Origin of the sequence: Pseudomonas sp. JL2 (assembly GCF_031570495.1) — a bacterium.
Classification (GTDB): Bacteria; Pseudomonadota; Gammaproteobacteria; order Pseudomonadales; family Pseudomonadaceae; genus Aquipseudomonas; species Aquipseudomonas rhizophila.
Genome location: NZ_JAKUDH010000005.1, coordinates 118,015 through 134,716, shown reverse-complemented (window position 1 = coordinate 134,716; position 16,702 = coordinate 118,015). Strand labels below are relative to the sequence as shown.

Genomic DNA, 16,702 nt, shown 5'->3' with positions numbered 1-16,702 from the left:
GGTTAGAGCGGAAGGTAGGCCTTCACACCGGCGATCACGCCTTGCATGTCTTCAGAGCCCAGGCGAGGAACGAAGTACTCTCGGCCCTTGGATCGAGTCTTTTTATGCAGCTTGTCCAGACGTTCAAAACTCACGGTATAAATCATGTCGCACTTCACCCACAGCTCTTTGTAGCCATCGGACTGGAGGGGGTTGGTGCGGAGCAGGTGGTGCCAGTCCTGCTGAGTTTGTGAGTTGTGGAGGAAATCGGCACCACAGTGCAGAGCTTGCGACTGTGTGTGGCAGTAGGAGAGATCACCACCACCTTGCGGATCTTCAGCATTTCAGGCGCAACAAAGCCCCGCGTGAAGTCGCAAAGAAGAACATCGCCTTGCTTGGGATGGTAATAAAGAGGCATTCCTTATCCTCATAAAAAAGCAAAGCCGCCCGAAGGCGGCTTCAATCGACACGCAGTTGAGCTTGCTTCGCCCTTTCTGCGCCGCTGGGTCAACCTCGAGAGGGACCCAGACTCCTGCCAGCTTTCGCTGGTGACGGGGAGGATTATGGCTACAGGGGATAGCGAATTCAAGCCAGCTTGAACCCTCGTAACAGGGTTGAATGAGATCTTTCGGTGTACAAAGTAAGCGAAATCAACGGCTTGGCGTTCGCGGTACGTTTTATGTCTTTTCTTGTCTGAGCAGACAGACCGTGGTCTGTCAGACGCGCCGAAGTTTCCGACAAGTTTTTAAGGTTGTCCGTCGGAAGCGAGGGCTCTAGCCTCTGGGTGTCGCTGCCAATTCAGCGACCGGACGTGAGAATCCGAACAAAACCTCTAGGAGCACGGGCTTCTGCGCTATCCAAGCGCGGGGCTTTACATACTTCAGCTCTAGGGAGCAATTTTGATGGACCACAAAGAGACTCAAAACGCACCAAAGCCCGCATCCACTTTCCCCTACGGCGATTACGCACCCGAAAAACTGCAAGAAGCCGCTGATCGTGTGCTGGATCACTATCTCAAACCTGACGACAGCGAGTCAGAACCCAAGCCCTCAGTGCAGTTATTCACCGTGGCTGACGGTATCGACACCGAAGTGTTGCTGGCCAATCTCAGCGAAACCCTGGCTTCGGCCAATGCAATGCTCAATGACCTTGCCTTCGATCAGGACGGCTCGCGACGACATGTAGCATTGGGAGTGGCCCAGATGATTGAGTTGGGGATGTTGTTGGCGAACAAGTGCCTGGACCGGGTAGAGCTTCGGGCTTGATGTAATAGTGCCGGCCTAATCGCGAGCAAGCTTTGCTCCCACAGGATCCGGTATCGATCACAAACTTTATGAGCAACACCAAACCACTGTGGGAGCAAAGCTTGCTCGCGATAAATCGAAAGGCAAACACAAAAATCCCGGCAGAGCACTAAACCTGTGGCGAGGGAGCTTGCTCCCGCTGGGGCGCGAAGCGGCCCTGAAACCGCACAACTCGGTATGTCAGGCAGATTGAGTTGACTGCTTTGGGGCCGCTGCGCAGCCCAGCGGGAGCAAGCTCCCTCGCCACAACAGCGGTCCGCTTCAGCGGGATATAGCCATCAACCCCGACGCTGAATGAACGCGCGAATCCGCTCCGCCGCTTCCACACATTCAGCCAGCGGCGCGACCAGGGCCATGCGCACGCGTCCGGCGCCTGGGTTGACGCCATCCACTTCGCGGGACAGGTACGAGCCCGGTACCACGGTCACGTGTTCCTGTTCGAACAGGTCACGGCAGAACGCCGCATCATCGCCCGCTACGTTCGGCCACAGGTAGAAGCTACCGTCGGGGCGTTGCACGTCCAGTACCGGGCTGAGGATTTCCAGTACCGCGTCGAACTTTTCCCGGTACAGCGCGCGGTTGGCCCGTACGTGCACTTCGTCGTTCCATGCGGCGATGCTCGCCAGTTGGGTCTGAACCGGCATCGCGCAGCCGTGGTAGGTGCGATACAGCAAGAAGCCCTTGAGGATGTCCGCATCGCCGGCCACGAAACCGGAGCGCAGGCCTGGCAGGTTGGAGCGTTTGGACAGGCTGTGGAACACCACGCAGCGCTTGAAATCCTGGCGGCCGAGCTCGACGCAGGCGCTGAGCAGCCCTGGTGGCGGGGTCTGTTCGTCGAAGTACAACTCGCTGTAGCACTCGTCCGCGGCAATCACGAAGTCGTGCTCGTCGGCCAGGGCAATGAGCCTCTTCAGCACATCCACCGGGATCAGCGCACCGGTCGGGTTGCCCGGGGAGCACAGGAACAGGATCTGGCAGCGTTTCCAGATGTCCGGCGAGACCGCATCGAAATCCGGATTGAAGCCGTTTTCGTCCAGGCACGGCAGGTAGTGTGGCTTGGCCCCGGCCAGGAACGCGGCGCCTTCATAGATCTGATAGAACGGATTCGGGCTGACCACCAGGGCGTCGTCGCCACGGTTGACCACGGTCTGGGTGAAGGCAAACAGCGCTTCACGGGTGCCATTGACCGGCAGCACGTGGCGCGCCGGGTCCAGCCAGCCGTTCGGCACGTTGAAGCGGCGCTCGCACCAGCCGGTGATGGCTTCACGCAATTCCGGGATGCCGAGGGTGGTCGGGTACACGGCCATTTTTTCCAGATTGCTGGCCAGGGCTTCAGCCACAAAGCTTGGCGAGCGGTGCTTGGGCTCGCCGATGGACAGCGCGATCGGGCGTTTGTCCGGGTTGGGCGTGACGCTGCCCAGCAGGGCGCGGAGCTTTTCGAACGGGTAGGGCTGCAACTGGTTCAGAGCGTTGTTCATCGGGGGCCTCTTTTAATGTGGGAGCGAGCCTGCTCGCGATAGCGGTATGTCAGGAAACATCTGTGCTGGATGTTCTGCCGTCATCGCGAGCAGGCTCGCTCCCACAGGGGGAAATTTGTTCGTTCAGATGCTGATCCGTGTCAGGTGAGCATCAGGTTCCTGGTTGACGCTCAACTGCCGGACAATCGCGTCCTGCAAGCGGCTGCACAGCTGCGGATCGGACAGCGGCTGGTTATGCGCGTCAGTGATGAAGAACACGTCTTCCACCCGTTCGCCCAAGGTGGCGATCTTGGCGTTCTGCAACGACAGGTCGAACTCCAGGAATATATGCCCGACCCGCGCCAGCAGGCCAGGGCGGTCCGGGGCGCTGAGCTCCAGCACCGTGACCTGACGCTGGGCGTCGTTGTGGATCGTTACCTGGGGAGCGAAGGCGAAGTGCTTGAGCTGGCGCGGGACCCGGCGCTGGATGATGGTCGGGTAATCCGCCGGGTTGCGCAGGGCCTCGGTGAGACCGTCGCGGATCTGTTTGACCCGCGTCGGGTTGTCGCCAATCGAATCGCCATCGGTGTCGAGCACAATGTAGGTGTCGAGGGTGAACTGGCTGCTGGAGGTAATGACCCGGGCGTCGTGAATGTTGAGGTTGAGCTGGTCCATCGCCGCCACAGTCACGGCGAAGAAGTCGTGCTGGTCCGGGGCGTAGATGAAAATCTGCGTGCCGCCCTCGAACTCGCGCTGGGTGGTTTCCTTGATCAGCACCAACGGCCCGCCATCGGCCGGTTGCTGCAGAATCGCGTCGCTGTGCCAGGCGACGTCGCCGGCAGTGTGGCGCAGGAAATAGTCATCGCCCAACTGCGACCAGAGCTGCTCGACGTCGTCCGGATCGGTGCCGCCGCGCACCAGGATGTCCAGGGCGGCAGTCTGGGTGCGACGGATCTGCTCTTCGCGGTCCACCGGGTTTTCCAGGCCGCGGCGCAAGGCCCGCTTGGTCTCGGTGTAGAGCTGGCGTAACAGGCTGGCGCGCCAGGAATTCCACAGGCTCGGGTTGGTGGCATTGATATCGGCCACGGTCAGCACATAGAGGTAATCCAGACGTGTTTCATCACCGACGATCTGGGCGAAGTCGTGGATCACTTGCGGGTCGGACAGGTCCTTGCGCTGGGCGGTGGTCGACATCACCAGGTGATTCTGCACCAGCCAGACGATCAGCCGGCTGTCCCATACCGGCAGTTGATGGCGCTGGCAGAACGCCTCGGCATCCACCGCGCCGATCTCGGAGTGGTCGCCCTGGCGACCCTTGCCGATATCGTGGTAAAGCCCCGCCATGTAGATCAGTTCGGGCTTGGGCAGCTTGCCCATGAGCTTGCTGGCCAGCGGGAATTTTTCCGATACCTGGGTGTATTGCAACTTCCGCAGGTGCTTGATCAGGTTCAGCGTGTGGGCATCGACCGTATAGATGTGGAACAGGTCGTGCTGCATTTGACCGACGATGAAACCGAACTCCGGCAGGTAGCGCCCCAGAATGCCATAGCGGTTCATCCGCCGCAGGTTGCGATGCACCCCGATCCTGCACTTGAACAGCTCGATGAACAGGCTGGTGTTGCGGATATCGTGGCGGAAGTCGTCATCGATCAGGTGACGGTTTTCCCGCAGCAGGCGAATGGTGTCGGCGCGCACCCCCTTGATTTCCGGCTGCTGGGCCATGAGCACGAAAATCTCCAGCATGGCGAACGGCGTACGGCGGAATACATTGGCGTTGCGCGCTTCGATGTAACCGTCGTGGAGCTGGAAGCGTGAGTTGATCGGCTGCGGCGGTTCTTCGTCTTCGGGGGCGAGGATGACCTCTTCGAAGTGCTGGATGATCAGTTCGCTGAGCTGGGCGATGCTCATCACCACCCGGTAGTACTGCTGCATGAAGTTTTCGATGGACTGCTTGGCATCCTGGCCCTCGAAGCCCAGCAAGCCCGCGATGGAGCGCTGGTGATCGAACAGCAAGCGGTCTTCGGAGCGCCCGGCAAGCATGTGCAAGGCGTAGCGCACTTTCCACAGGAATTCCTGGGACGAGGCCAGCAGGGCATTTTCGCTTTCCACCAGGAAGCCTTCGCCAGCCAGGGCGCGCAGGTTCAGGGTGCCGTACTGGCGACGGGCAACCCACAGGATGGTCTGGATGTCCCGCAATCCGCCAGGGGAGCCTTTGACGTTGGGTTCCAGGTTGTATTCGGTGTCGTTGTACTTGTGGTGGCGGGCCTTTTGTTCGGCGTGCTTGGCCAGGAAAAAGTCCTTGCTGGGCCACATGTGCGCGGTGCTGGTGACTTCGAGCATACGCTGGCGAAGGCGCTCGGGACCGGCGATGGTGCGGCTTTCCATCAGGTTGGTGATCACCGTCAGGTCGGCGCGGGCCTCGTCGGCGCATTCCTGCACCGAGCGCACGCTCTGACCGACTTCCAGGCCGATGTCCCACAGCAGTGTCAGGAAACGCTCGATGGAGTCGCGGAAAACTTCATGGTCGGCGCTGTCCAGCAGGATCAGCAGATCGATGTCGGAGTAAGGGTGCAGCTCACCGCGCCCATAGCCGCCCACCGCCACCAGGGCAATGTCGGCATCTTCGCTCCAGTTGAACTGCTCCCAGGCCTTTTGCAGGATGTTATCGACGAACCAGGCACGGTCTTCGATCAGCCGGCGAATATCCCGGCCACTGCGAAAGCGCTGGTCGAGCACTTCATGAGCCTGGCGGATCGCCTTCTTGAAGGCCGATATGGGGCTTGCCTTCAGGGCCAGTTCAGCCTGGAACTGGCCGCGGTCGAAGAGTTCGGGATCCACCTGCGGCATCGAATGGCTTTCCTTTCTTTCTATCTATAGCTGGGTTGTGGATCAGGCGGAAACGCGAGCGATGGTGTCATCGCTGCGCAGGGTGAAGATCTCGTACCCAGTCTCGGTAACCAGCAAGGTATGTTCCCACTGGGCCGACAGCTTGCGGTCCTTGGTGATGGCGGTCCAGCCGTCGCCCAGTACCTTGGTGTCGGCGCGACCCTGGTTGATCATTGGCTCGATGGTGAAGGTCATGCCCGCTTGCAGCTCCATGCCGGTGCCGGCACGGCCGTAGTGCAGGATCTGCGGTTCTTCATGGAACACTTTGCCGATACCGTGGCCGCAGAATTCGCGCACCACCGAAAAGCCGTTCTTCTGCGCGTGTTTCTGGATCACTTCACCGATGTCTCCCAGGCGGCAGCCCGGTTTCACCAGTTCGATGGCCATGTACATGCATTCCTGGGTGACTTTCGACAGGCGCTGGGCCCATTCCGGCACGTTGCCGACATGGAACATGCGGCTGGTGTCACCGTGGTAGCCATCCTTGATGACGGTAACGTCGATGTTCAGGGTGTCGCCATCCTTCAACGGCTTTTCGTTGGGGATGCCGTGGCAGACCACGTGGTTGATCGAGGTGCAGATCGACTTGGGGAAGCCTTTATAGTTGAGCGGGGCAGGGATGGCTTTCTGCTCGTTGACGATGTAGTCGTGGCAGATCCGGTCCAGTTCTTCGGTGGTAACGCCCGGCTTGACGTGTTCGGCAATCATTTCCAGCACGTCGGCGGCGAGTTTGCCGGCGACACGCATTTTTGCGATGTCCTCGGGGGTCTTGAGGGTGACGGTCATACAGGCTCTCTCTGCGCCCGGCGGCGCTGTTCAAAACGAAATAGGCGGCGGATGATGAGCAGCGCGGCCCTGAAAGAGGCGATTCTAACAGACGATCAGCGCAATGAACCCTATCGCCTGGATGGAACTCTGTGGCGAGGGGATAAAACCCCTTCCACAGGGGGTTTCAGAATCCGTGTTCCGTTTTCGCCCTTGCTGTGGTATAAAATGCGCCGCTTTCCGGGGATGACCCCGCAAGCTTAAATCCACACACGTGTCGACACGATGACCTGGGTGCCTTCGGCTTATATAGGCCGCTGGTTGGTCATTGGGATACGTGGAGGCCAAACCCGACTTATCAAGGAACTATCATGTCCCAAGTCAACATGCGCGATATGCTGAAGGCCGGTGTGCACTTCGGTCACCAGACCCGTTACTGGAACCCGAAAATGGGTAAGTACATTTTCGGCGCGCGTAACAAGATCCACATCATCAACCTTGAAAAAACCCTGCCGATGTTCAACGAAGCACTGACCTTCGTAGAGCGCCTGGCCCAGGGCAAAAACAAGATTCTGTTCGTCGGCACCAAGCGTTCCGCTGGCAAGATCGTTGCTGAAGAAGCAGCACGTTGCGGTTCGCCGTACGTCGATCACCGCTGGTTGGGCGGCATGCTGACCAACTTCAAGACCATTCGCGCTTCCATCAAGCGTCTGCGTGACCTTGAAGTGCAGTCCGAAGACGGTACTTTCGCCAAGCTGACCAAGAAAGAAGCGCTGATGCGCACTCGCGATCTTGAGAAGCTGGACCGCTCCCTGGGCGGTATCAAGGACATGGGCGGTCTGCCTGACGCACTGTTCGTGATCGACGTTGACCACGAGCGCATCGCGATCACCGAAGCCAACAAGCTGGGTATCCCGGTCATCGGCGTTGTCGATACCAACAGCAGCCCGGAAGGCGTTGACTACATCATCCCAGGCAACGATGACGCCATTCGCGCCATCCAGCTGTACATGGGTTCGATGGCTGACGCTGTTATCCGTGGTCGCAACAATGTTAATGGCGGCACCGAAGTCTTCGCTGAAGAAGCTCCGGCAGCAGCCGCTGAGTAATTGACGCCCTGGCGTTGACTCAGTAAGCAAAAAGGGGGCTTGGCCCCCTTTTTGCCACCTCGAAAACCATTTGTCAGCAGCGCAGCTACAGCATCTGTAACGTGCAGCGGCTAACAAAGGTGGTTCGGGAAGAATTGCACGCCCGTTCAATCGGGTGGAATGGTTGAAAACCTATCCAAGAGGATTTTGAAATGGCAGAGATTACTGCAGCGTTGGTCAAAGAACTGCGCGAGCGTACCGGCGAAGGCATGATGGACTGCAAGAAGGCCTTGACCAAGGCTGGCGGCGACATCGAGAAAGCCATTGATGACATGCGTGCTTCGGGCGCCATCAAGGCTGCCAAGAAAGCTGGCAACGTCGCCGCTGAAGGCGCCATCGCCATCAAGGACGACGGCAAGGTCGCCGTTCTGCTGGAAGTCAACTCCCAGACCGACTTCCTGGCTCTGCAGGATGACTTCAAGGCATTCGTCGCTGCCAGCGTCGAAAAAGCCTTTGCTGACAAACTGACTGATGTCGCTCCGCTGATCGAAGCTCGTGAAGCTGATCGTCTGGTTCTGGTCGGCAAGACCGGCGAGAACGTCAACATCCGTCGTCTGGCTCGCGTTGAAGGTGACGTGGTCGGTACTTACCTGCACGGTAACAAGATCGGTGTTGCAGTTGTCCTCAAGGGCGGTTCCGTTGAACTGGCCAAGGACATCGCCATGCACGTAGCGGCCAGCAACCCTGAGTTCCTGCTGCCATCGCAAGTTTCCGCTGAAGCCATCGAACGCGAAAAAGCCGTGTTCATGAGCCTCAACGAAGACAAGATGAAAGGCAAGCCAGCTGAAATCGTTGAAAAAATGATCGGCGGCCGCATCAGCAAGTTCCTGGCTGAAGCCAGCCTGGTTGAGCAAGCTTTCGTCAAGGACCCGGAAATCACCGTGGGTGCCCTGGCCAAGAAAGGCGGCGCTGAAATCGTTTCCTTCACTCGCTTTGCGGTAGGTGAAGGCATCGAGAAGCCAGTCGACAACTTCGCTGACGAAGTTGCTGCTCAGGTAGCGGCTGCTTCCAAGCAATAAGACGGTTTTTTTAACTGTCGCCCTGAAGAGGCTGCCCGCTCACGCGCGCAGCCTCTTTTTGGATGGGATACCGATTTTTATTGGTTTCCTGTCGGAACTGGCTTACAAAGCCGTGTTTCGATGGCGCTGTGTCAGCGTCAAGCTAGAGTGAACGCAGGCTGCAAACAGCCTGAAAGAATTTTCGAAAATACGCCGCAGGAGAGATTCGCAATGGCTCAGCAGGGCAGTGGTTATCAGGCTCGCTATAAACGCATTCTACTCAAGCTTAGCGGCGAGGCCCTGATGGGCTCGGAAGAGTTCGGGATCGATCCGAAAGTGCTGGATCGCATGGCGCTGGAAGTCGGCCAGTTGGTCGGAATTGGCGTTCAGGTCGGCCTGGTCATCGGCGGCGGCAACCTGTTCCGCGGCGCAGCGCTGAGCGCGGCCGGCATGGATCGGGTTACGGGCGACCACATGGGCATGCTGGCCACTGTGATGAACGCCCTGGCTATGCGCGATGCGCTGGAGCGTGCCAATATCTCGGCCATCGTAATGTCGGCCATTTCCATGGTCGGCGTGACCGATCACTACGACCGCCGCAAAGCCATGCGCCACCTCAATGCCAAGGAAGTGGTGATTTTTGCCGCCGGCACCGGCAATCCGTTCTTCACCACGGATTCGGCCGCCTGCTTGCGAGCGATCGAGATCGATGCCGATGTCGTGCTCAAGGCAACCAAGGTCGATGGCGTCTATACCGCTGACCCGTTCAAAGATCCGCATGCCGAGAAGTTCGATCATCTGACCTACGATGAAGTACTGGATCGCAAGCTGGGTGTCATGGACCTGACGGCTATCTGTCTGTGCCGCGACCACAAGATGCCGCTGCGCGTCTTTAACATGAACAAGCCCGGCGCCCTGCTGAATATCGTGCATGGCGGCGCCGAAGGAACACTGATCGAGGAAGTACAACAATGATCAACGAAATCAAGAAAGACGCTCAAGAGCGCATGCAGAAATCCGTGGAATCGCTGGCACACAACTTCGGTCGCATTCGTACCGGCCAGGCGCACCCAAGCATTCTCGAAGGCGTGATGGTGCCGTACTACGGCGCTGATACGCCGATCAAGCAAGTGGCCAACATCACCGTCAAGGATGCCCGGACCCTGCAAGTCGTTGCCTTTGAGCGCAACATGCTGGGCGCGGTCGACAAGGCCATCGGCAGTGCCGGCCTGAACCTGAACCCGACCAACCTGGGTGAGTTGCTGCTGATTTCCATGCCGGCCCTGACCGAGGAAACCCGTAAGGGCTTCACCAAGCAGGCCCGTGATGTGGCTGAAGACGCTCGCGTTGCCGTGCGCAACATCCGTCGTGATGCCAACAGCCAGCTCAAGGATCTGGTCAAGGAAAAGGAAATCAGTGAAGACGAAGAGCGTCGCGCCGCTGGCGAGATTGATGATCTGACCAAGAAGTACGTGGCTAAGATCGATGCGGATTTGGCGCAGAAAGAAAAAGACCTGATGGCCGTATAAGGGTCTCGTTTTCATGGAAAAGACCAAACAGGCCGTGCCGTTTGCGATTCCGCGTCACGTGGCGATCATCATGGATGGCAATAATCGCTGGGCCAAGAAGCGCTTTATGCCTGGCGTGGCCGGGCACAAGGCGGGGGTCGATGCAGTTCGCGCGGTCATCGAGGTGTGTGCCGAGGCCGGGGTCGAGGTGCTGACCCTGTTCGCCTTCTCCAGCGAGAACTGGCAGCGTCCGGCCGATGAAGTCAGCGCCTTGATGGATCTGTTCCTCAAGGCTCTGCGGCGTGAGGCCAAGCGCCTCAACGACAACAGCATCAGCCTGCGCATCATTGGTGACCGCTCGCGCTTTCATCCCGAGTTGCAGGCTGCGATGCGCGAAGCCGAGGCCGCCACGGCGGGTGCCAATCGGTTCGTCCTGCAGATTGCCGCCAACTATGGCGGCCAATGGGACATCGCCCAGGCAGCCCAGCGGCTGGCGCGGGAGGTCCAGGCCGGGCATCTGCGGCCGGAAGACATCACGCCTGAGCTGCTGCAGACCTGTCTGGCCACTGGCGACTTGCCGTTGCCGGACCTGTGCATTCGTACCGGTGGCGAGCATCGCATCAGTAACTTCCTGCTCTGGCAGCTGGCTTACGCCGAGCTGTATTTCTCCGACCTGTTCTGGCCGGACTTCAAACACGAAGCCATGCGCACGGCGCTGGCCGATTTCGCTTCCCGTCAGCGTCGTTTCGGTAAAACGAGCGAGCAGATCGAAGCTGGAGCCCGGGTTTAATGCTTAAACAACGAATCATCACCGCTCTGATCCTGTTGCCCATCGCCCTGGGTGGATTTTTCCTGCTTGAAGGTGCCAGTTTCGCGCTGTTCATCGGGTTGGTCGTGACCTTGGGGGCATGGGAGTGGGCGCGCTTGGCGGGCTTCCCGGCGCAGTCTGCGCGCGTGGCCTATGCCGTGGCCGTGGCGGCGATGCTGTTCGTCATGTACCTGGTGCCGGGTATCGCGCCCTGGGTTCTGGGGGCAGCGGTATTGTGGTGGGCCACGGCGACCTTCCTGGTGTTGACCTATCCGCGGACCACGCATCATTGGGCAGGTGCTGCCGCGAAGCTGGTGATTGGCCTGCTTATCCTGCTGCCGGCCTGGCAAGGGCTGATCTGGATCAAGCAAGGCCCGTTGGGCAACTGGCAGATCATGGCTGTGATGGTGTTGGTCTGGGGGGCGGATGTCGGTGCCTATTTCTCCGGACGGGCGTTTGGCAAGCGCAAGCTTGCTCCCAAGGTCAGTCCCGGCAAGAGCTGGGAAGGGGTCTATGGAGGCCTGGCCTTGAGCCTGGTGATCACAGCGGTGGTCGGCGTCGTGCGGGAGTGGAGTGCCGGGCAGTTGCTGATGGGCCTGTTTGGGGCTGCTCTCATCGTATTTGTATCGGTGGTCGGCGACCTGACCGAAAGCATGTTCAAGCGTCAATCCGGCATCAAGGACAGCAGTAATCTGCTGCCCGGCCATGGTGGCGTGCTGGATCGCATCGACAGCCTGACCGCTGCGATTCCGATCTTTGCCGTGTTGCTATGGATGGCGGCATCGTGAGTCGCCCTCAACAAATTACCGTCCTGGGTGCTACCGGTTCGATCGGACTGAGTACGCTTGATGTCATCGGCCGTCACCCGGAGCGCTATCAGGTATTTGCCCTCAGTGGTTTTACTCGCTTGAGTGAGCTGCTGGCGCTGTGCATACGCCATACCCCGCGTTTCGCCGTGGTGCCTGAGGCTGGCGTTGCCCGAGCCTTGCAGGACGACTTGCGCGCGGCAGGCTTGCCTACCCGTGTGCTGGTGGGGGAGGAAGGGTTGTGTCAGGTCGCCTCCGATCCTGAAGTCGACGCGGTGATGGCGGCGATTGTCGGCGCGGCGGGTTTGCGTCCGACGCTGGCGGCGGTGGAGGCAGGCAAGAAAATCCTGCTGGCCAATAAAGAAGCACTGGTCATGTCCGGCGCGCTGTTCATGCAGGCCGTGCGCAAAAGCGGTTCGGTGCTGCTGCCCATCGACAGCGAGCACAATGCGATTTTTCAATGCATGCCGCAGGACTTTTCCCTCGGCCTGGGCGCAGTGGGGGTCCGGCGGATTTTACTGACGGCTTCCGGCGGTCCGTTCCGGCAGACTCCGCTGGAAGAGTTGGTGCATGTTTCACCCGAGCAGGCTTGTGCTCACCCGAACTGGTCCATGGGGCGCAAGATTTCCGTGGATTCGGCCAGCATGATGAACAAGGGCCTGGAACTGATCGAGGCCTGCTGGTTGTTCGATGCCAAGCCGTCCCAGGTGGAAGTGGTGATTCACCCGCAGAGCGTGATTCACTCCCTGGTGGATTACATAGACGGTTCGGTGCTGGCTCAATTGGGCAACCCGGATATGCGTACTCCGATCGCCAATGCGCTGGCCTGGCCTGCGCGGATTGATTCGGGCGTGGCGCCGCTGGACCTGTTCGCCATTGCCCGCCTGGATTTCCAGGCGCCTGATGAGCAGCGCTTTCCATGCCTGCGTCTGGCGCGACAAGCGGCTGAGGCAGGCAACAGTGCTCCGGCCATGCTCAATGCTGCCAATGAAGTGGCGGTTGCAGCGTTTCTCGACGGACGTGTCCGTTACCTCGAGATCGCGAGTATCATCGAGGAGGTCTTGAACCTCGAGGCTGTGGTTTCGCTCGATGACCTCGATGCGGTATTCACGGCGGACGCCAGGGCTCGTGAGCTGGCGGGCCAATGGTTGAAGCGCCACGGGCGTTGAGGCTGCGGTACGTTAGCCAGGGTTGTCCTGGGCAGGATTGCGGAGAAAACAGATGAGCGCGCTCTATATGATTGTCGGCACCCTGGTTGCATTGGGGGTGTTGGTCACTTTTCACGAATTCGGTCATTTCTGGGTCGCGCGGCGCTGTGGCGTCAAGGTTCTGCGTTTTTCCGTCGGTTTCGGCATGCCGCTGCTGCGCTGGCATGACAAAAAGGGCACCGAATTCGTTGTGGCCGCCATTCCGCTGGGCGGCTACGTGAAGATGCTCGACGAGCGCGAAGGTGAAGTGCCGGCCGATCAGGTCGACCAATCCTTCAATCGCAAGACCGTCCGTCAGCGTATTGCCATCGTGGCGGCGGGGCCGATAGCCAACTTTTTGCTGGCCATGGTTTTTTTCTGGGCCCTGGCCATGCTGGGCAGCGAGCAGGTACGGCCGGTCATCGGTGGGGTGGAGGCCGGCAGCGTCGCCGCCCGTGCCGGGCTGGGTGTCGGGCAGGAAATCGTTGCCATCGATGGGGAGCCGACATCGGGCTGGGCGGCGGTCAACCTGCAACTGGTGCGTCGCCTGGGTGAGAGCGGTTCGTTGCAATTGATGGTGCGCGAGCAGGGTTCCACGGTGGATTCGCCTCGCGAACTGATCCTGGACAACTGGCTCAAGGGCGCCGACGAGCCGGATCCGATCCGTTCCCTGGGGATCAAGCCATGGCGTCCGGCCTTGCCGCCGATACTCGCCGAACTCGACCCGAAAGGCCCGGCCCAGGCTGCAGGCCTGAAGACCGGTGATCGGCTGCTGGCGCTCGATGGCCTGCCGGTCAGTGACTGGCAGCAGGTGGTCGATTCGGTTCGTGTACGTCCGGACAGCAAGATAGTGCTGCGCGTCGAGCGCGATGGTGCGCCGATCGACGTCCCGGTAACCCTGGGCGCCCGTGGCGAGAGCAAGGCGCCGACCGGCTATCTGGGTGCCGGCGTCAAGGCTGTCAACTGGCCGCCGGAAATGATCCGCGAGGTCAGTTTCGGCCCTGTGGCGGCGATTGGCGAGGGCGCGCGTCGTACCTGGACCATGAGCATCCTGACCCTCGATTCGCTCAAGAAAATGTTGTTCGGCGAGCTCTCGGTAAAAAACTTGAGTGGACCGATAACCATTGCTAAAGTGGCGGGCGCTTCTGCCCAGTCGGGCGTCGCTGATTTCCTGAATTTCCTTGCTTATCTGAGCATTAGCCTGGGGGTTCTGAATTTGCTGCCCATTCCGGTACTGGATGGGGGGCATTTGTTGTTTTATCTGATCGAGTGGGCGCGTGGTCGTCCCTTGTCGGATAGGGTGCAAGGTTGGGGGATACAGATCGGTATCAGCTTGGTGGTCGGGGTGATGTTGCTTGCCTTGGTCAACGATCTGGGTCGTCTGTAACGCTTCGCTGAATTGCGAATCTGCCGCATTTTGCGGCAGTTTGTTTATTGCCAGTTGGAATAAGAAAGGACTTCATGAAACGTCTGCTGCTAACTGCGGTTCTCACCGTATTGATGATCGCCGAAGTTCACGCCGAGTCCTTCACTATCTCTGATATTCGCGTCAATGGCCTCCAGCGGGTCTCCGCGGGTAGTGTCTTTGGTGCCTTGCCGTTAAACGTCGGCGAGCAGGCGGATGATCGGCGTCTGGTGGAATCCACTCGCGCGCTGTTCAAAACCGGCTTCTTTCAGGATATCCAGCTGGGTCGTGATGGCAATGTACTGGTCATCACGGTAGTTGAGCGTCCATCGGTTGCCAGTATCGAGATCGAAGGCAACAAGGCGATCTCCACTGAAGACCTGATGAAGGGCCTCAAACAGTCCGGTCTGGCCGAAGGCGAGATCTTCCAGCGCGCCACCCTCGAAGGTGTTCGTAACGAGCTGCAACGCCAGTACGTTGCCCAGGGCCGTTACTCGGCCACCGTCGACACCGAAGTGGTGCCGCAGCCGCGCAACCGCGTAGGCCTGAAGGTCAACATCAATGAAGGCACGGTGGCGGCGATCCAGCACATCAACGTGGTGGGCAACACCGTTTTCCCTGATGAAGACCTGATCGACCTGTTCGAACTCAAGACCACCAACTGGCTGTCGTTCTTCAAGAACGACGACAAGTACGCCCGTGAAAAGCTCTCCGGTGACCTGGAACGTCTGCGTTCCTACTACCTGGACCGCGGCTATATCAACATGGATATCGCTTCGACCCAGGTGTCCATCACCCCGGACAAGAAGCACGTCTACATCACCGTCAACGTCAACGAAGGCGACAAGTACACCGTTCGTGACGTCAAGCTCAGCGGCGACCTGAAGGTGCCGGAAGACCAGGTCACCTCGCTGCTGCTGGTGCAGAAGGGCCAGGTGTTCTCGCGCAAGCTGATGACCACCACTTCCGAACTGATCACCCGTCGTCTGGGTAACGAGGGCTACACCTTCGCCAACGTCAACGGCGTGCCGCAACCGCACGATGAAGACCATACCGTCGACATCACCTTCGCCGTGGATCCGGGCAAGCGTGCCTACGTCAACCGCATCAACTTCCGTGGCAACACCAAGTCCGAAGATGAGGTGCTGCGCCGTGAAATGCGCCAGATGGAAGGTGGCTGGGCGTCGACCTACCTGATCGACCAGTCCAAGACTCGTCTGGAGCGCCTGGGCTTCTTCAAGGAAGTCAACGTCGAGACCCCGGCAGTACCGGGCGTCGATGACCAGGTCGATGTGAACTACAGCGTTGAAGAGCAGGCGTCCGGCTCGATCACCGCCAGCGTCGGTTTCGCCCAGAGCGCCGGCCTGATCCTCGGTGGTTCGATCACCCAGAACAACTTCCTGGGTACCGGTAACCGGGTCAGCGTTGGCTTGACCCGCAGCGAATACCAGACCCGCTACAACTTCGGTTTCGTGGACCCCTACTGGACTGCTGACGGTGTGAGCCTGGGCTACAACGCCTTCTATCGCACCACTGACTATGATGAGCTCGACTCCGACATCTCCAGCTATGCCGTGGACAGCCTGGGTGCAGGCGTAAACGTGGGTTATCCAATCAGCGAGACTTCGCGTCTGACGTTCGGTCTCACCGCACAGCAGGACGAGATCAGCACCGGGCGTTATACCGTTGACGAGATTTTTGACTTCGTTGAAAAGGAAGGCGACAAGTACCTGAACTTCAAGGCGTCTGTCGGTTGGTCCGAATCGACCCTGAACAAAGGTGTGCTGGCGACCCGTGGTCGTTCCCAGAGCCTGGTATTGGAAACTACCACCCCTGGCAGCGACCTCTCGTTCTTCAAGCTCGACTATCGTGGCCAACTGTTCCAGCCGCTGTCTGATAATTACACCATGCGCCTGCACACTGAGCTGGGTTATGGCGACGGTTATGGTTCCACCGACGGCTTGCCGTTCTACGAGAACTACTATGCTGGTGGTTTCAACTCGGTCCGTGGCTTCAAGGACAGCACCCTTGGTCCGCGCAGTACGCCAAGCAAGGGCACCAACCCGGGAACCATACGTGATCCGGACCAGGATCCGCTGCCGTTCGGTGGTAATGTCCTGATCCAGGGCGGTGTCGAGCTGTTGTTCCCGATGCCGTTCGTCAAGGATCAGCGCTCCTTGCGTACCTCGGTATTCTGGGACGTGGGTAACGTATTCGACTCTTCGTGCGAGGACACCACCAACGCCGACGGCACCAGGTCCAATACCAAGTGCAACGACATCAGCCTGAGCAACATGGCAAGTTCCGTGGGCGTGGGTGTGACCTGGGTCACCGCGCTCGGTCCATTGAGCTTCGCCCTGGCGATGCCGATCAAGAAACCGGATGACGCTGAAACCCAAGTGTTCCAATTCTCCCTCGGCCAGACGTTCTAAGCGTCTGACCCAAGATAAC

General features: G+C 59.4%; 15 protein-coding genes. 10 read left to right on the top strand and 5 right to left on the bottom strand.

From position 1 onward, the window contains the following. Window positions 1-2 precede the first annotated feature (2 nt). Both MKS85_RS09740 and MKS85_RS09735 read right to left on the bottom strand, forming a co-directional pair. Window positions 3-146: a hypothetical protein gene (locus tag MKS85_RS09740; protein ID WP_223194414.1), complete on the bottom strand. Its 144-nt coding sequence runs from the start codon at window positions 144-146 to the stop codon at window positions 3-5. A gap of 8 nt (window positions 147-154) precedes the next feature. Then, the gene (locus tag MKS85_RS09735) at window positions 155-322 is read right to left on the bottom strand and encodes a type II toxin-antitoxin system PemK/MazF family toxin (protein ID WP_262927074.1); all 168 of its coding nucleotides are present in this window, start codon (window positions 320-322) and stop codon (window positions 155-157) included. Between the two features lie 559 nt (window positions 323-881). On the opposite strand from MKS85_RS09735, the gene MKS85_RS09730 reads away from it, so the two are divergent. Continuing rightward, window positions 882-1,244 (top strand): DUF6124 family protein, encoded by a 363-nt coding sequence (locus tag MKS85_RS09730; protein WP_188251269.1) that lies wholly within the window; start codon window positions 882-884, stop codon window positions 1,242-1,244. A gap of 317 nt (window positions 1,245-1,561) precedes the next feature. On the opposite strand, the gene dapC is transcribed toward MKS85_RS09730, so the two are convergent. From dapC to map, 3 genes are all read right to left on the bottom strand, one after another. Continuing rightward, window positions 1,562-2,761, bottom strand: coding sequence for a succinyldiaminopimelate transaminase (dapC, locus tag MKS85_RS09725; protein ID WP_047227558.1), 1,200 nt, complete (start codon window positions 2,759-2,761; stop codon window positions 1,562-1,564). A 123-nt stretch (window positions 2,762-2,884) separates the two neighbouring features. Beyond that, window positions 2,885-5,587, bottom strand: a complete 2,703-nt coding sequence (locus MKS85_RS09720) for a [protein-PII] uridylyltransferase (RefSeq protein ID WP_047227559.1) — start codon at window positions 5,585-5,587, stop codon at window positions 2,885-2,887. A 42-nt stretch (window positions 5,588-5,629) separates the two neighbouring features. After that, a complete protein-coding gene (gene map / locus MKS85_RS09715) occupies window positions 5,630-6,412 on the bottom strand; it encodes a type I methionyl aminopeptidase (protein WP_047227560.1) in 783 nt (260 codons plus the stop codon). 350 nt (window positions 6,413-6,762) lie between these two features. Between map and rpsB the strand changes: the two genes are divergently transcribed. The 9 genes from rpsB (at window position 6,763) to bamA (ending at window position 16,683) form a co-directional block, all read left to right on the top strand. Beyond that, window positions 6,763-7,500, top strand: coding sequence for a 30S ribosomal protein S2 (gene rpsB, locus MKS85_RS09710; protein WP_003198231.1), 738 nt, complete (start codon window positions 6,763-6,765; stop codon window positions 7,498-7,500). A 191-nt stretch (window positions 7,501-7,691) separates the two neighbouring features. Then, window positions 7,692-8,558 carry a translation elongation factor Ts gene (tsf, locus tag MKS85_RS09705; protein ID WP_047227561.1) on the top strand — a complete coding sequence of 289 codons (867 nt, stop codon included), beginning with the start codon at window positions 7,692-7,694 and terminating at the stop codon, window positions 8,556-8,558. Window positions 8,559-8,768: 210 nt separating this feature from the next. Next, window positions 8,769-9,512, top strand: a complete 744-nt coding sequence (gene pyrH, locus MKS85_RS09700; RefSeq protein WP_024779012.1) for a UMP kinase — start codon at window positions 8,769-8,771, stop codon at window positions 9,510-9,512. Continuing rightward, window positions 9,509-10,066 (top strand): ribosome recycling factor, encoded by a 558-nt coding sequence (gene frr, locus MKS85_RS09695; RefSeq protein ID WP_047227562.1) that lies wholly within the window; start codon window positions 9,509-9,511, stop codon window positions 10,064-10,066. Before pyrH ends, frr begins: the two co-directional genes overlap by 4 nt. 13 nt (window positions 10,067-10,079) lie before the next feature. Then, complete coding sequence (gene uppS, locus MKS85_RS09690) at window positions 10,080-10,835, top strand: polyprenyl diphosphate synthase (RefSeq protein ID WP_047227563.1); 756 nt, start codon at window positions 10,080-10,082, stop codon at window positions 10,833-10,835. Next, window positions 10,835-11,641: a phosphatidate cytidylyltransferase gene (locus tag MKS85_RS09685; protein ID WP_047227564.1), complete on the top strand. Its 807-nt coding sequence runs from the start codon at window positions 10,835-10,837 to the stop codon at window positions 11,639-11,641. The genes uppS and MKS85_RS09685 overlap by 1 nt, the downstream gene beginning before the upstream one ends. Then, complete coding sequence (gene ispC, locus MKS85_RS09680; RefSeq protein WP_139051058.1) at window positions 11,638-12,828, top strand: 1-deoxy-D-xylulose-5-phosphate reductoisomerase; 1,191 nt, start codon at window positions 11,638-11,640, stop codon at window positions 12,826-12,828. The genes MKS85_RS09685 and ispC overlap by 4 nt, the downstream gene beginning before the upstream one ends. Before the next feature lie 52 nt (window positions 12,829-12,880). Further along, complete coding sequence (gene rseP, locus MKS85_RS09675; protein ID WP_139051057.1) at window positions 12,881-14,233, top strand: RIP metalloprotease RseP; 1,353 nt, start codon at window positions 12,881-12,883, stop codon at window positions 14,231-14,233. A 74-nt stretch (window positions 14,234-14,307) separates the two neighbouring features. Beyond that, window positions 14,308-16,683 carry an outer membrane protein assembly factor BamA gene (gene bamA, locus MKS85_RS09670; protein WP_139051056.1) on the top strand — a complete coding sequence of 792 codons (2,376 nt, stop codon included), beginning with the start codon at window positions 14,308-14,310 and terminating at the stop codon, window positions 16,681-16,683. Window positions 16,684-16,702: the final 19 nt, after the last annotated feature.